The following is a 15,217-nucleotide window of genomic DNA, read 5'->3' as shown; positions in this document are numbered from 1 at the left end:
ATCCTTCTTCGTCTCCGCATTAAAAAAGCCCCTCCGGTTTCGGTAGGGGCGCGCGGAACATGTCGTGTTGACAGGCTACGGAAGATCCGCGCGCTGGGTAATAACGACGACAAGAAGGTGAGTCATGCCTCAATAGTTCACCTCGCGTCACAGGGGTGTCAAACGGTGCAATAGATCGTCTCGAAGTTTGGGACTTGGGTGGTTCGCTGGCTGGGACCAGCGGTGAGACCTCTGTGCGGCAGCCGACATGACGAGTTGTCGACTGTGCTCCTGTGCATACAGCGGTGCCTGTCATTTTCAGCAGTCAGAGAAAAGGGAAGCTGGTTTGCCGTAACCGTGGAATAGCTCACACCACACGACTAATGTTGATATTCGTGCGTCCCCTTCTTCGATTCTGGCCCGATCTCCGCTCCCGTATCGGCGTGTACATCCTTGTACTCGTCCTCACTCTCATGGCCAACGGGATCCAACTCGTTGTGCCGTTGATCACCGGCTACATCATCGACGGACCGATTGCCCACCGCGACCTGCCGGGCCTGTGGTGGCCGGTCATCGGGGTCCTCGTCATCGGCATCGCCGAGGCGGTCGCGATGTGGGCGCGGCGGATGATCGTTGCCCCTGTGGTGTCGAACTGGGAGATCGTGTGGCGCGCACGTCTCTTCGATCGTCTGCAGTACACCTCCGTGGCCGTCCACGATTCCTGGGAGTCGGGGCAGCTCCTCTCACGCGCGACCAACGACCTGTCCCAGCTGCGGCGCTTCTTCGCGTTCGGACTCCCCTTCCTCATGGTCACTCCGATCGTCATCGTCGTCGGCACGATCATGCTCACTGTCCTCCAGCCGATCTTCGGGCTCATCATGCTCGTGATGGCGGTACCGACGATCGCATCCGTGGCGATCTTCGAGAAGAACTACCGGCTGGTCTCCCGGCTGTCGCAGGACACGGTCGGTGAGATCACAACCGAGGTCGAGGAGTCGATCCAGGGCATCCGCATCCTCAAGTCATTCGGCCGCTCCCCCTGGGCCGCGAAGCGCTTCTCCCTCCTGTCGGCGAAGTTCAAAGGACTCGAGGTCCGCAAAGCCAAGCTCGATTCGTGGTTCTGGAGCTTCCTCATCTTCCTACCGACTCTCGCGCAGGCGGCAATCGTCGCAGTCGGCACCTGGGGTGTGGTGCAGGGATGGACGACGATCGGCACGGTCGTCGCCGGCGTGACGATCTCGATGGTGTTGCGCATGCCCATCGAGATGCTCGGATTCCTCCTCGCCGATGCGCTCATGTCGCTGACTGCGGCGGCCCGCTATTGGGAGGTCATCGACATTCGGCAGGACATCACCGATGCCAGTGGTGGGATCGCTGACGACCCTGACGTCGGTCGGTATCGCGGTGAGCTCGTCTTCGACGACGTCTCCTTCCACTTCGCGGACACAGAGCAGGAGACGCTGAGCGGTCTGGACCTGCGCATCGAACCGGGTCAGACTCTGGCGCTCGTGGGAACGACCGGATCTGGCAAGACGACTCTGGCATCGCTCGTCCCCCGACTCCAAGACGTCACGGGCGGGACCGTGCGCATCGACGGCACCGACATCCGCGACCTGCCCGTCAACGAGCTGCGCCACCTCGTGTCCGTCTCCTTTGAGGACCCGATCCTCTTCTCCGCCTCGGTGGCCGAGAACGTGGGCATGGGCTCCCCCGGCGTCGACGACGAGGCGATCTGGGCTGCTCTCGACATCGCCGCGGCAAAGGACTTCGTCTCCCGCCTGCCTGAGGGCCTGGACACCGAGGTGGGCGAACAGGGGCTGTCGCTCTCCGGTGGGCAGCGCCAACGTCTCGCCCTGGCCCGGGCCGTCATCGGCGAACCCCGCATCCTCGTCCTCGATGATCCGCTCTCGGCAGTCGACGTCGACACCGAGGATCGGGTGCAGCGGGCGCTGCGGGAGATCCTGCCGGATTCGACGACCCTGATCATCGCCCACCGACCGTCGACTGCGGCACTGGCTGATGTCGTCGCCGTCCTCGATGAGGGCCGCATCGCAGCCCGCGGCACGCATGACGAGCTGCTTGAGACCTCGGCGCTCTACCGCGAACTCATGGGGGCGAGCGCCACCGTGGGCAGCGCAACGACAACGAGAGGAGGAGAGGAATGAGCATCCCACGTCTCGATCGCGACGACGAGGTCGAACAGCTGCCCGACGACATCGCCAAAAAAGCTCGATCGCTCCTGTTCTCCTTAGTCAGGCCGCACATGGCCATGTCGATCTTCCTGCTCGTCATCGTCATCCTCACCGCGGCCGCGCTGGTCATCGGCCCGATCTTCATTGCCGATGCCCTCGACAACGGGGTCCCACGCGCGGTCGCCGGCGACACCGGGCCGCTGCTGCGGGCGGTGGTGCTGTTCATCGCATCAGCGGTGGCATCGGCGGTGTTCGCCTTCACCTCGACGAGGCTCGTGGGCATCACGGCGCAGAAGATCATCTATGCGCTGCGGGCCCGAGTATTCACCCACATCCAATGGCTCGACCTCAGCTATCACGAGAAGTCGACATCCGGTCGGCTGGTGTCGCGGCAGACCTCGGACATGGAGTCGGTCCAGCAGTTCCTGTCGTATTCGCTCTTCGACACGGCGCTGGCGCTGCTGCAGATGGTCTTCATCGCCGTGACCCTCGTCGTCCTCGACGTGCCACTGGCGCTCATCGTCTTCGCCGGGTTCATTCCTCTGTTCTTCATTACGAAGGCCGCGCACACCTCCCAGCGCAATGCCTACCGGCGCACGCGGACCTCGATCGCGAAAGTCATCGTCCACTTCGTCGAGACCATGGGCGGCATTCGCGCCGTCCAGGCCTACCGCAGGCAGCCCGACCGACGGAACACTCTGCGCACCGAGGACACCCAGTACCGGGACGCGAATACCGACGCGCTGCGCGGAGTCGCGCGCTTCGCCGGCTGGACCCGGCTGGTCGGCAACGTCACGCAGACCGTGATCATCGTCGTCGGCGCCTGGCTCGTCATCGAGGGCTGGACGCAGATCGGCGTCCTGGCTGCGTTCATCCTCTATCTGCGCCGGTTCTACGGCCCGCTCGACGAACTCGTGCAGGCGTTCAACCTCTATCAGTCCGCCTCGGCGGCGCTGGAGAAGATCGCGGCAGTCCTCGACACCGACCCCGAGGTGGTTCCCCCGGACGCACCGAAGACCCTGCCCGCGCATGCCTCCGGCCAGTCAGCGCACGCCTCGGCGGAGGGATCGGCTCAAGCACCCAGCGGGCGCTCGATCGACCTCAACCATGTCCGCTTCTCCTACGGCGACGGCCCCGATGTCCTCCCCCGGTTCGACCTGCGCATCCCCGCAGGAGAGATCGTGGCGCTCGTCGGCGCCACCGGGGCGGGCAAGTCGACCCTGGTCAAGCTGGTCACGCGGTTCTACGATCCCAGCGAAGGTCGGATCACCATCGACGAGGTGGATCTGCGTGATCTTGACGATGCTCAGCTGCGTCAGAGCGTGGTCATGGTCACCCAGGAGTCGTTCCTGTTCGCGGGCACGATTGCGGACAACATCAGGATCGGCAATCCCGATGCCGGTGATGACGAGGTACTCGCCGCGGCCACGGCCGTCGGCCTGGATCCCTATATCCGCAATCTGCCCGACGGCTACGAGACGGATGTCAAGAAGCGCGGCGGTCGACTGAGTTCGGGACAGCGCCAGCTCGTGTCCTTCGCCCGCGTGTTCTTGGCGAACCCGGACATCGTCGTCCTCGACGAGGCGACCGCCCACCTCGACATTCCCTCCGAACGGCTGGTGCAGAAGGCGCTGGCGACAGTCCTCGAAGGCCGGACCGCGATCATCATTGCCCACCGGCTGTCGACTGTGGAGATCGCCGACCGTGTCCTCGTCATGGATGCCGGGCGCATCATCGAGGACGGCACACCGGATGAGCTGATCTCTGGGGCAGGCAAGTTCGCCCAACTCCACAAGGCGTGGCGGGACTCGCTGGCGTAGGACGGCTGCGGTCGCGGGCCTCAGTCTTGACTTCAAGAGTTCGATCTCCCTAGTCCCGGGACAACACAAGTTGCCATTTGAGCGCCGCTGTAGCCCGTAGGGAGGACCGCAATTGCCGTGGCACTGGTGGTAGTGCTTCCCGGCGCGGTGGCGAGGCGCTATGCCCGCAAACGCGGGGTCGATCTCTATTGGCAGTCTGACGTCGCCCGCAAGGAGACTTCAGTGCTGGGCCTCGTTCTCGATGTTCTGATCATCGTGGCGATCTCTGGTCTCATCGCATTCGATGCAACTTTTGGGCATCCTCTGCTGATGTGGTCGTGGCACGTCGATTTTTCCAATTCTGATGGCACCGCAGTCTCAATATTCGTCGGCGCATTGATCGGCGGGACGATCGGTTGGGTTCTCCGGCGCAGAAGGTATCGGGCAAAGTTGGAGGCAACAGCTGAGCAATCGGCTGACGCAGTGTCCCGGTAGAGCCCGTGCCCCGGTAGAGCCCGTGCCCCGAGACGGTGACGCCATCGTCGCAGTGCCCACGTGAACAGCCCTCAACACGTCCGACTCCAATCGTGGATGATGCACTCGCCGTGGTGACCTGCCCACCGAGTATCGTTGACCCGTGACGAATACCGATCTTGAACGCGCACAGACCCTGATCACTTCGATTCCCGACTACCCCCAGCCGGGAGTGAACTTTCGCGATATCTCACCACTGATTGCTGACGGTCCCGCGCTGCGTGCCGTCACCGAGGCGCTCATCGCGCCCTTTGAGGGACAGTTCGATATCGTCGGCGGCCTGGAGGCTCGCGGCTTCCTCTTCGCCGGAACGATCGCGGCGATGACCGGTGTGGGCATTCTGCCGATCCGCAAAGCAGGCAAACTCCCCCGCCCGGCAGCAGCAGTGTCGTACTCACTCGAATACGGGACAGCAACGATCGAAGGCCCCGATGTGCTCAAAGAGGGCGAGCGCGTCCTCCTCGTCGACGACATCCTGGCCACGGGCGGCACCCTATCTGCTGCGCAGGCTCTCGTGAAGGAGCTCGGCGCAGAAGTGGTCGGCTCGGCAGTCGTTCTCGAGCTCACAGCTCTCAGCGGTCGGTCGCTGACCGGGGATGTGCACACCGTCTTCGCAGATTGATCCTCAGCAGCTGAATCGGCAATGACGAAACTTCAGCTGCCCTGCACTCTGCCAGGCTGAAACACATCACTGGCCAGGAAGCGTCGGCTAGGGGCAGGTATCGTATTTCGCGCGCAATGTGTCCTGAATCTTCAGCGCATTCGACGTCAGGAAGCGTGCCGGTTCCCGTTCACTGTTGCTCTTCATGTCATAGGTGCAGGCACCAACGCTCACCGTTCCTCCCGGCGTCTTATTGTTCTGACGTCCGCCGGGCTGCTCCGCCAACCAGGTAAATCTCCATGGCTCTGACGTGCCGCCATTGATCTGATCGATGAGCGTCGTGAGCTTCGTCGTGGCATTCGCCTCGGTGGTGAGACGCGCGGAGGCAAAGGTCACATGGTCATCATCGATCTCGATCTTGTTCATCTCCCTGGTGCCCGAATGAAGCGCGGCAGCCAGTGTGTTCTGTGCCTGCAGAGAATAGGGAAACTCCACCTCCCATGCCGAGGTCCCGGAGTTTCCATAATTGACTCGCATCTGTTGCGACCCGAACACATCTCTGACAGCGGACAGCACGGTGAAAGCGTCCCCATCGCTATCCCGGATCGTCAGCGAATCGTCGAGATCATTGTCGTTGTTGGCCTCCCAGCTCAGCGTCTCTGCGCTCAGCGCTGACGTCAGGCTCCTCAGTCGCGGCAATTGCTGCCTCAGCTGGCCGATGTCTGGTTTGCCGTTGAGTGCGACAGAAATGTGGGGCAACCTCAACGTCAGATCTCGCTCAAAGTTGACGAAGTCGTCCCCGGCTTCACTGTTGAGAGTCTCTGCCACGTTGACCAGGTCGCCGTCGGTCGCTCCAGGTGCCATATCTACCCTGTAGACAAGCCGCCGGCCTGAATCGAAGCCGTTCTGATATTCGCCACTGATCTTTTCGACTCCGGGCAGTGCGGAGAGCGCAGCCTCGATCTCGTCTGCACGGTCGCTGAGGTCTGCCCGACCGATGCACCCTGACAGTCCGATGATCAACGCTGCGAGGGTGATCGCGACCAGAGTGATTCTGTGTGCAGAAGGTGTGGTGCGCATCGTCCCAATCTAACCGTGTTTCACTCACCCGAGGCATTCCTGCTGTGGCAGTCTCGTCACGCCCGGTCCGGATCCTTGACCAGCGCTCATGTTGATAGGTTGCTCGGGCTTCTTGTCTGAGGACCGCACCTGGCAACTGGGAATACAACTCTGTGGTCGCCGCGTTGTAGGTACGGAGGGGCACCACCACCGTGGTGCCCTTCGCTTGCGACACATCAGACCATTCACCCGTGACGAAAGGCGGCACCTTGACGGTTCCCACACTCACACTCAATGACGGCAAGACCATTCCCCAGCTGGGCTTCGGCGTCTTCAAGGTCGATCCCGAGGAGACCGAGCGCATCGTCACCGACGCTCTCGAGGTCGGCTACCGCCACATCGACACAGCTGCCATCTATGGCAATGAGGAGGGTGTCGGCCGCGCGATCGCCAAGTCCGGCATCGCCCGCGATGAACTCTTCGTCACCACGAAGCTGTGGAATGACCGCCACGGTGCCGACGAATCGAAGCGCGCCCTGGGCGAGAGCCTGGAGAAGCTGGGACTCGACCATGTCGACCTCTACCTCATCCACTGGCCGACACCGAAGAACAACAACTCGGTCGAGACTTGGGAGGCCTTCCCTTCCTACCGCGATGAGGGCCTGACCACCTCGATCGGTGTGTCGAACTTCGACCACCGCTACCTGCCCGAGATCCTCGACACCGGCATCATCCCGGCCGTCGACCAGATCGAATGCCACCCGCAGTTCCAGCAGATCGAGACCCGTCCGCTGCTTGAGAAGAACGACATCAAGATCGAAGCCTGGGGTCCACTCGGCCAGGGCCAGGTCGACTATGCGAACACGGTCATCGGAGAGATCGCCGCAGGCCACGACAAGTCCTGGGCACAGGCCATCATCCGCTGGCACCTGCAGAAGGGTCACGTCGTCTTCCCGAAGTCGAACAACCGTGACCGTATGGGCCAGAACTTCGACGTCTTCGACTTCGAACTCACCGATGCTGAGATGGCATCCATCGATGCGCTGGAAAACGGCGGTCGCGTGTCCGGCGACCCCGCCGAGGTGAACTGAGCCTGACAGATTCTTCAGCGATGTGAGACTTCATCGCTCAAGAGACTGAGAAGCCGCCGGAGAGAATCTTCTCTCCGGCGGCTTCGTCGTCAGCGGCGGCTTCGTCGTCAGCGGCTCTCGCATGAGTGGTTATTCAGCTGACGCAGTTCTGTCTTCCTGCGCGTCACTTCAGGGTGCGAACCGGCTCCCCCGCCATCCACGCGGCGATGTCTTCGACGACCTGGGTGAAGAAGATCCGATACGTGTCGTCCGTGACGTAGCCCAGGTGCGGGGTCAGCACGGTCCTCGGAGTGCTGCGCAGAGGGTGGTCGACTGGCAGCGGTTCGGTGTCATACACGTCGATTCCCGCGCCGCGAATCCGACCTTCCGCCAATGCATCCTGCAACGCTTCCATGTCGACGAGGCCTGTTCGCGAAGTATTGATGAAGATGCTCGTCGGCTTCATCCGCGCCAGGTCACCGGCAGAGACGAGTCCGCGGCTGCGCTCGCTGAGCTTGTAGTGCAGGCTCAGCACGTCGGAGGTGGCGAAGAGCTCCTCCTTGCTCACCGCATGTGCCCCGACATCGGCGGCCCGCGCCTCATCGAGGTTCTGGCTCCAAGCCACGACGTCCATCCCGAAGGCGGCCCCGACCCTGGCCACCTGCGTGCCCAAACGGCCCAGACCGATGATCCCGAGTCGGTGGCCGAAGAGGTCACCACCTACGGTGGACTGCCAACCGCCGACCCGCATGCCGGCATCCTCGGACGGGATGCTGCGCAGGACGGAGAGGATGAGCCCCCAGGTCAGCTCCGGGGTCGCCGAGGTGGTCGACTCGGTTCCGCAGACCGTGATCCCCCGCGCTCGGGCGGCGTCCAGATCGATGGAGGCGTTGACCCGGCCGGTGGTCACCAGCAGCTTCAGATCACGCAGGCGTGACAAACGGTCGGCAGAGAAAAGGGTGCGCTCACGCATGGCGACGACAACCTCGGCGCCGGCCACAGTCGCCACGAGATCCTCGGTGTCACGGATCGGGCGGGAGACGAATTCGATCTCAGCCCCCAGCGCCTCCCAGTTCGCGTAGCCTGCCGCCACGTTCTGGTAGTCGTCGAGCACGATGATTCGCATGGCTATCCTTCCTCGGAGGTAGCGGGAATCGGGAATGATCCCTGTCTTTTATCGTATAGCCGATAGGCTGGGCCGGTGAGCGCACCGATCATTCTCAGACAACGCAGCGGCCCCATCATCACCATCATCGTCTGGGCATTCCTCGCACTGCTCCTGATCGACGCGATCGTGCGCGGCTCCTGGGACACCGTCGGAACGTTCCTCCCACCGCTGGCACTGGCGGGATGGCTCGTCTTCATCCTCCTGTGGCGACCGGCCGTGATCGTCGGATCCGAGCAAGTCGTGATCCGCGAGATCCTGCGCACCACCACTGTGCCCTTCTCCAATGTCACAGATATCAGGCTGAGCACGGTCGTCTCCATCATGGCGATCGCACCGAACGGGACTGCACGCACATACCGGCCGTGGAACGCGCCCGGGATGCCCCGCCGCAAAGTCGACTCGGGCCTCACCGGTGGCACACGACCGGAGTCGGTGGACAACCACCCATCCTTCGATCTGCTCCGCCGCTGGGAGAACCACCAGCAGGATTCGAGCACCGCGACCGATTCAACCGACACCACCACAACGGTGTGGAACCTCGGCGTCGTGGGCGTCAGTCTCGTCCTCATTCTGCTCGACATCGTCAGCAGGCTGTAGAGCTTGGGCAAAAGGAGCCGGCCCCGTGGGAGAACGTGAGTCCACGGGGCCGGCGACTGAGGGGGATCGTGACGATCACATCACTTCTTGAACCCGATCGTCGTCCAATCCGGGCTCTCGAGCTGGCGCGGCCCGAGATTCATCACGTCGGACTTGACGCCCCAAACGTACGGGGTCGGGTAGAACGGGATGAGCGGCTTGAGTTTGAGCACTTCTGCATCTCCCTCGTTCGCCAGCTTCTTCGACTCGGCTGGGTCTAGGGTCTTTGTTGCGGCCTTGAACTTCTCCCCGATCGCGTCGCTGGAGATCTTCGAATGGTTCTGCTCGGAATCAGCCGGGTAGAACAGGTTCGACCCGGACGAAATCGGGAATGCCGTGCCCTCCCAGGTGAATGTGGCCATGTCGAAGTTGCCGTTGAGCACGTGATCAGCGAAATACGCGGCGACCGGGACGGTCTCGAGTTTGATCTTGAAGCCGATCTCGTTGAGATCCTTCATGATCTGCTCCGCGCGCTGGGCATTCGAGGCGGTGTCGGCGGGGACGACGATATTGAATGTCAGCTTCTCGCCGTCCTTCTCACGCACTCCGTCATCGCCTGCCTTCCAGCCCGCGTCGTCGAGGATCTTCTTCGCGGCTTCCGGATCGAAGTCGAGGCTGCCGTCCGTGTTGTCCTGGTAACCATCCTGGCCCGGCATGAAGGTGACGTTGTTGACCAGTGTCACCGGTGCTTCGACGGGACCGATGGCTGCCTGGGCGATGGCCTCGCGGTTGATGGCGTGACCGACCGCGTCCCGGACTTCCTGCTCCTTGAGGGCGCCCTTCTCAGCATTCAAGGTCACGTGCGTCCACTGCATGCCTTGTGACTTGTAGATCTCGCCGTCTTTGCGCTTTCCGGCCGTCTCATAGGAGTCGCCGTCCGTGCCGATATCGACGAGGTCGATCTCCTTGTTCGCATAGGCCTGAGCCTGCTGCGCCTGGGAGACGACCTTGAAAATCACCTTGTCCAGTTTGGGTTCCTGACCCCACCATTTGTCGTTCTTGACCATGGTGATGACGCCCGATTTGTTGTCGACTTTCTTGGCTTTGAACGGTCCGTTCGAGGGCAGGACCTTCTTGACGTAGTCCTTGTTGAACACCTTGGGGTCTTCTGCGATCTCGTTCGGGACCATGGCGCCGATGTAGTTGGGCCAGTCGATGTTCGGGGTCTTGAACGTCACGTTGACGTCGTATTTATCTTTACCAGACTCGATGCTCTTAATGTCCTCGTAGCCTTTGGTCGAGGCGACCTCGAATTCCTTGTGCTTTCCGTCTCGGGTCTCCCAGAAGGCTTTGTAATCCTCAACATCGATCGGAGTGCCGTCCTCCCAGACTGCGTCCTTGTTGAGTTTGACGTTGATGACGAGTGGATCTTCAGTGGTGATCTCCACACTCTCGGCGTAGTTCTTGTCGACTTCCCAGGTGCCATCGTCCTTGATGCGGATTGGTCCTCCCAGCGAAGTGCCGTAGAGGTTGTTGTTGTCCACATGCGCGCCGTCAGCGTGATAATAGTTGAGACTGGCTGGGATCTCGGTCATCGGATAGGTGAGAGTTCCCCCATCGGCGATCTCGTCGTAGCCGGCCTTCTGGTAGTCGATGGTCGGCAGGCCCGCGATTTCTTCGTTCGCCTTATCGCTGTCGACTCCCGCGGAGTCCTTGTTGTCCTGTTGGCAACCGGAGAGGGCGAGCCCCAGGGCTGCGGTTGCGGCGACAACCATTGTCGCCTTTTTCCTTATTGTCATGAGTTCCTCTTTCCTGTTCACTGTGTGGTCATCGATGGGTCAGTGCTGTGTCGGCCTCGGTCGCCCCGAGTGCTCGAGCTCGCTGATTCGTTCGGAGAAATGGCAGGCCACCAGGGTCGCCTCCACCTGCCGAGGCTGGGGATCGTCCCGAGTGCATCTGCTCTGGTCGCTCTCGGGCAACAGTGAGAAGAGCGGGCACCGGGTGCGGAAGCTGCACCCGGAGATCTCGTCGGTCGGGCTTGGGAGGTCACCGGAGAGGAGCACTCGCTCACGCGAGCGTTCGACCTTCGGATCGGGTACCGGGATCGCTGACATCAGCGCCCTGGTGTAGGGGTGCTGAGGATTGTCGTAGAGATCTTCGGAGGAGCCGAATTCGACGATTCGGCCCAGGTACATCACCGCAACGTGATCGGCGATCTGCCTCACGACTGCCAGGTCGTGGGCGACGAAGAGGTAGGACAGTCCGAGTGAATCACGCAGGTCCTCGAGCAGATTGATGACACCGGCCTGCACGGACACGTCGAGGGCGGAGACCGGTTCGTCGAGGACGAGCAGCTTTGGGTTGGTCACGAGCGCTCGGGCGATGCCGATGCGCTGGCGTTGACCGCCGGAGAACTCGTGCGGATACCGATCGGCCATACTCGCGTCGAGTCCCACCAGTTCGAGCATCTCGGCCACAGTGTCATTGCGCTGCCTGGCTGGAACTTTGTGGACCGTCAGAGGTTCTGCGATCACCTCTCCGATCGGCAGCCGCGGGTCGATCGCGGCCATCGGATCCTGGAACACAACCTGAACGTCCTTGCGCATGGCCAGACGGTCCCGCTTCGACAGCTCGGATACGTCGACCCCATTGATGACGATCGTGCCCTTCTGCGGCGCCACCATCTCCAGAACCTCGCCGATGGTCGTCGACTTGCCGCAGCCCGACTCCCCGACCAGGCCGAGAGTCTGTCCCTCTCTGATCTCCAGATCGATGCCGTCGACTGCGCGCACGGTTCCGATCTGCCGTTTGAAGACGGCGCCCTTGAGCAGGGGGAAGTGCTTCTGCAGTCCGGTGACCTCGAGGACTCTGTCGGCGTCTTCCTTCTTCACTCGCTTCTCGACAGGTTCGGGCCGAGGGAAGATCGTGCCGGCGGTCAGATGTCCCGAGGCGATCTCATCGGCCCGGTGGCAGGCAGCGGCGACATCCGGCGTTCCATGGGAGACCAGTTCGGGTTCGACTTCATGGCAGATGTCAAGGGCGATCGGGCACCGAGGTGCGAAAGGACACCCCGGGATCATGTTCGACAGCGAGGGCGGTTTCCCTTCAAGGGGAACAAGTCGCTGAGTTCCGGCTGTCGCCAGGTTCGGCACCGAGCGCAGCAACCCAGTCGTATAAGGCATCTGCGGGCGGGCGAAGACCTGATCAACGGGCCCGGTCTCGACGAGACGACCGGCATACATGACCGCGATGCGATCCGCGTTGCCCGCCACCACGCCGAGGTCGTGCGTGATGAGCACAATCGCAGCTCCGGTGATCTCACGGGCCTTCTGCAGGACGTCGAGGATCTGGGCCTGAATCGTGACGTCGAGGGCAGTAGTGGGCTCATCGGCGATGATGAGGTCCGGATCGTTGGCGATCGCGATTGCAATCATGGCACGTTGGCGCATACCTCCGGAGAACTCGTGCGGGTATGCCCTGACCCGACGTTCGGGTCCCGGAATGCCGACGACGCGCAGCAGCTCGATCGCCCTGCTGTGTGCGGCGTCCTTCGACAGCTGCGGATCGTGGAGGAGAAGACCCTCTGAGATCTGCTCGCCGATCGTGTAGACCGGGGTCAGTGCCGACAGCGGGTCCTGGAACACCATGGCGATCTCGGAACCACGCAGCTTCGACATCTCATGATCATCCATGTCCAGCAGAGAACGACCCCGGTATCTGATCGAGCCGTTGATCCGGGCCGTCGAGGGCAGCAGACCCATCACGGCCATCGACGACACGGACTTGCCAGAACCGGATTCGCCGACGATGCCCAGGAACTCGCCGGGCATCACTTCGTAGTTGACGCCGCGAACCGCCGTCACATCGCCTTTGGGGTTCGGGAACGTGACGGTCAGGTCCCGAACTTCGAGGATCGGAGCCTGTGCAGGTGGGGTGGACTGGTTGGTGCTGGATTGGTTGGTGCTGAGAGTCTCAGTCACGGTTGGCTCCTGAGGTGGGATCGATGGCGTCGCGGAGTGCATCGGCCATCAGGCTGATGGCGAAGAGCATGAGCACGAGGACGCCTGCGGGAAAGACGAAGAGCCACGGACGGGTCACAGCCGCCCCGGACCCCTCAGCCAGAAGTGTGCCGATGGAGACATCGGGCTTCTGTATTCCGAGGTTGAAGTAGCTCAGCGAGGTTTCGGTCAGTATCGCCGAGACCACACCCAAGGTGGCATCGACGATGAGGATCGATGCGACGTTCGGAATGATGTGCCGGCTCAGTATCCGTGGAGTGGACACACCCATGTACCGCGCCGCCTTGACGAAGTCACGGTCCTTGATGGCCTTCGTCTGGTTCCGCACGACCTGCGCCATGATCATCCACCCGAACAGAGCGAGGAAGACGACGATCGCCATCCACGACAGCTGGCGCAGCATCGGAGCCAAGAGGACGAGGATGAAGAACGAGGGCAGCACGAGCAGGAGGTTGATGAACCACACGATGACCACCTCGACGCGACCACCGAAGTAACCCGCCGTCGATCCGATGATCGCCGCCAGCAGACTCGCAGCGGGCCCGGCGATGATGCCGATGAGCAGGGACTTCTGCAGCCCCGCCACAGTTTGGGCGTAGATGTCCTGGCCGATGGTGTTCGTGCCGAACCAGTGCTGTGCGCTGGGTGCTTTGTTGAGGGCGTAGATGTCTTGGTCGGTGGGCGTATAGATGTTGATCGTGTTGCCGAAGAGTGCGAAGAGGACGAAAAACGCCAGCATGATGCCCCCGACCCAGAACCGCGGAGTCGAGCGCAGCCGACGCCAGACCAGGGACAGACGCGACGTGGGCTTCGATCGACGAGGCACAACCTCGGTGTCGGGCGTCGTGGAGATGGGGAGGTCAGTCGCCATGTCAGATCCTCACTCGCGGGTCGAGGGCAGCGTAGAGGATCTCCGAGAGGGTCGAGGAGATCAAAGTCAGCACTGCGATGAAAAGGACGGACCCGGCGGCGGCATTGATATCGGATTGCAGGATCGAGTTGATCGTGAACTCCCCCATGCCGTGCCAGGAGAACACCACTTCGAGCATCGCCGATCCCGCGACGAGAGTTCCGAACGCGTAGGCGAAGTAGGTCGACATCGGGATAAGCGCCACGCGAACGCCGTGTTTGACCAAGGCGGTCTTGCGGGTGCGCCCCTTCGACCGCGCGGTGCGAATGAAATCGGACGCCAGCACGTCGAGCATCACTGAACGCTGATAACGCGAATATGTGGCAGCGCCCATCATTACCAATGCCAAAGTCGGCAACAACATATGTGAGAGCTGGTCGGTGAGCCAGGGGAAGAAGCCCGGCGGTATGTCCGCCGTATATTCACCGGAGAAGCGAATGAGACTTGTGCCGATGAGGCCGTTGAAAGCGGTGGCGATGATCATCAGCACCACACCAATGACAAATGTAGGGGTGGCAATGATCAGATAGGACGCATAAGTCACGGTTTGGTCAGAGGCCTTGTATTGCTTTACTGCGCCCCACACACCGAGGACGACGCCCAGGATAGCCCCGAGGATGGAACCGATGAGCAGAAGCTTGAGGCTGACCCCTGCGCGGGTCATGATCTCGTGGAAGACCGGGTTGTTGTGGACCGTCGTAGAGAAGTCTCCGTGGAAGAAGATCTTCGTCAGCCAGGTCCACGTTCGCTCGAGGATCGGAACATCTGGGTTGGTCCCGTGTCCATTGAGGATGGACTTGATCGAAGCCTCTGAGAGCGGCGGATTCTGTCCCCGGTACCGGGCTGCCGGATCCATGAAGGCGCTGGAGGTGATGTAGGCGGTGACGGTGGCGATAAAGGCCAGGATGAAATAGTTGACGAACCGCCGGAGAACGTATTTGCCCATGCCGCGACCTAAATGACTGTGACGCGAGGACTTCCGTGATGATTCTCAGACTGGCGCATCGGCCCGGGGATGAGGGAATAGATCTCTTTGCGAATCTCGAGGGGTTTACGAATCATCTGCGATCAAATTTCCTTTTCGTCAAGTGCCGTTATTCAGCGACTTTGCGTGATTCCTCAACGGACCATCACAAACGACTGAACGTAAGTTGAACTGTATCCAGTTGTGACCCTCCCCACAAAGAACCTTGTGCGATTTTTTTGATTGGCGGGGATCGACCCGCAGAATCTCGGGCGACACGCCGTGGTTACATTTGGGTAACAACAGGCGTCTTGTCGCCCAGTGAGGCAGAGAAGAGCCGAGGCGG

The 15,217-nt window shown here is 61.8% G+C and carries 12 protein-coding genes; 6 read left to right on the top strand and 6 right to left on the bottom strand.

Annotated elements, in window-relative coordinates:
* Positions 1 to 422: 422 nt before the first annotated feature.
* From MPN20_RS03750 to MPN20_RS03735, 4 genes are all read left to right on the top strand, one after another.
* Positions 423 to 2,144, top strand: coding sequence for an ABC transporter ATP-binding protein (locus tag MPN20_RS03750; protein ID WP_347566793.1), 1,722 nt, complete (start codon positions 423 to 425; stop codon positions 2,142 to 2,144).
* The gene (locus MPN20_RS03745; RefSeq protein ID WP_242779681.1) at positions 2,141 to 3,991 is read left to right on the top strand and encodes an ABC transporter ATP-binding protein; all 1,851 of its coding nucleotides are present in this window, start codon (positions 2,141 to 2,143) and stop codon (positions 3,989 to 3,991) included. The genes MPN20_RS03750 and MPN20_RS03745 overlap by 4 nt, the downstream gene beginning before the upstream one ends.
* A gap of 117 nt (positions 3,992 to 4,108) precedes the next feature.
* Positions 4,109 to 4,465 (top strand): hypothetical protein, encoded by a 357-nt coding sequence (locus tag MPN20_RS03740; protein ID WP_242779679.1) that lies wholly within the window; start codon positions 4,109 to 4,111, stop codon positions 4,463 to 4,465.
* A 142-nt stretch (positions 4,466 to 4,607) separates the two neighbouring features.
* Positions 4,608 to 5,126 carry an adenine phosphoribosyltransferase gene (locus MPN20_RS03735; RefSeq protein WP_242779677.1) on the top strand — a complete coding sequence of 173 codons (519 nt, stop codon included), beginning with the start codon at positions 4,608 to 4,610 and terminating at the stop codon, positions 5,124 to 5,126.
* 87 nt (positions 5,127 to 5,213) lie between these two features.
* Here MPN20_RS03735 and MPN20_RS03730 read toward each other — a convergent pair whose 3' ends face one another.
* On the bottom strand, positions 5,214 to 6,185 hold the full coding sequence (locus tag MPN20_RS03730; protein ID WP_242779675.1) for a hypothetical protein: 972 nt from the start codon (positions 6,183 to 6,185) through the stop codon (positions 5,214 to 5,216).
* A gap of 248 nt (positions 6,186 to 6,433) precedes the next feature.
* Between MPN20_RS03730 and MPN20_RS03725 the strand changes: the two genes are divergently transcribed.
* Positions 6,434 to 7,255 carry an aldo/keto reductase gene (locus MPN20_RS03725; RefSeq protein ID WP_242779673.1) on the top strand — a complete coding sequence of 274 codons (822 nt, stop codon included), beginning with the start codon at positions 6,434 to 6,436 and terminating at the stop codon, positions 7,253 to 7,255.
* Positions 7,256 to 7,418: 163 nt separating this feature from the next.
* On the opposite strand, the gene MPN20_RS03720 is transcribed toward MPN20_RS03725, so the two are convergent.
* Positions 7,419 to 8,360 (bottom strand): D-2-hydroxyacid dehydrogenase family protein, encoded by a 942-nt coding sequence (locus MPN20_RS03720; RefSeq protein ID WP_242779671.1) that lies wholly within the window; start codon positions 8,358 to 8,360, stop codon positions 7,419 to 7,421.
* 75 nt (positions 8,361 to 8,435) lie between these two features.
* On the opposite strand from MPN20_RS03720, the gene MPN20_RS03715 reads away from it, so the two are divergent.
* Entirely contained in the window at positions 8,436 to 8,999 is a 564-nt protein-coding gene (locus MPN20_RS03715) for a hypothetical protein (RefSeq protein WP_242779669.1), read from the top strand.
* An 80-nt stretch (positions 9,000 to 9,079) separates the two neighbouring features.
* On the opposite strand, the gene MPN20_RS03710 is transcribed toward MPN20_RS03715, so the two are convergent.
* Genes MPN20_RS03710 through MPN20_RS03695 form a run of 4 tightly spaced genes read right to left on the bottom strand, consistent with a single transcriptional unit; the run spans position 9,080 to position 14,853 of the window.
* Complete coding sequence (locus MPN20_RS03710; RefSeq protein ID WP_242779667.1) at positions 9,080 to 10,777, bottom strand: ABC transporter family substrate-binding protein; 1,698 nt, start codon at positions 10,775 to 10,777, stop codon at positions 9,080 to 9,082.
* A gap of 39 nt (positions 10,778 to 10,816) precedes the next feature.
* Positions 10,817 to 12,958 (bottom strand): ABC transporter ATP-binding protein, encoded by a 2,142-nt coding sequence (locus MPN20_RS03705; RefSeq protein ID WP_242779665.1) that lies wholly within the window; start codon positions 12,956 to 12,958, stop codon positions 10,817 to 10,819.
* Positions 12,951 to 13,868: an ABC transporter permease gene (locus tag MPN20_RS03700; RefSeq protein WP_242779663.1), complete on the bottom strand. Its 918-nt coding sequence runs from the start codon at positions 13,866 to 13,868 to the stop codon at positions 12,951 to 12,953. Before MPN20_RS03700 ends, MPN20_RS03705 begins: the two co-directional genes overlap by 8 nt.
* 1 nt (position 13,869) lies before the next feature.
* A complete protein-coding gene (locus tag MPN20_RS03695; RefSeq protein WP_242779661.1) occupies positions 13,870 to 14,853 on the bottom strand; it encodes an ABC transporter permease in 984 nt (327 codons plus the stop codon).
* Between the last annotated feature and the right edge of the window lie 364 nt (positions 14,854 to 15,217).

It is taken from the genome of Brevibacterium sp. ZH18, assembly GCF_022748595.1.
GTDB lineage: Bacteria > Actinomycetota > Actinomycetes > Actinomycetales > Brevibacteriaceae > Brevibacterium.
Note: the sequence above shows the minus strand (reverse complement) of the source record. Positions and strands in the feature narration are given on the sequence as shown.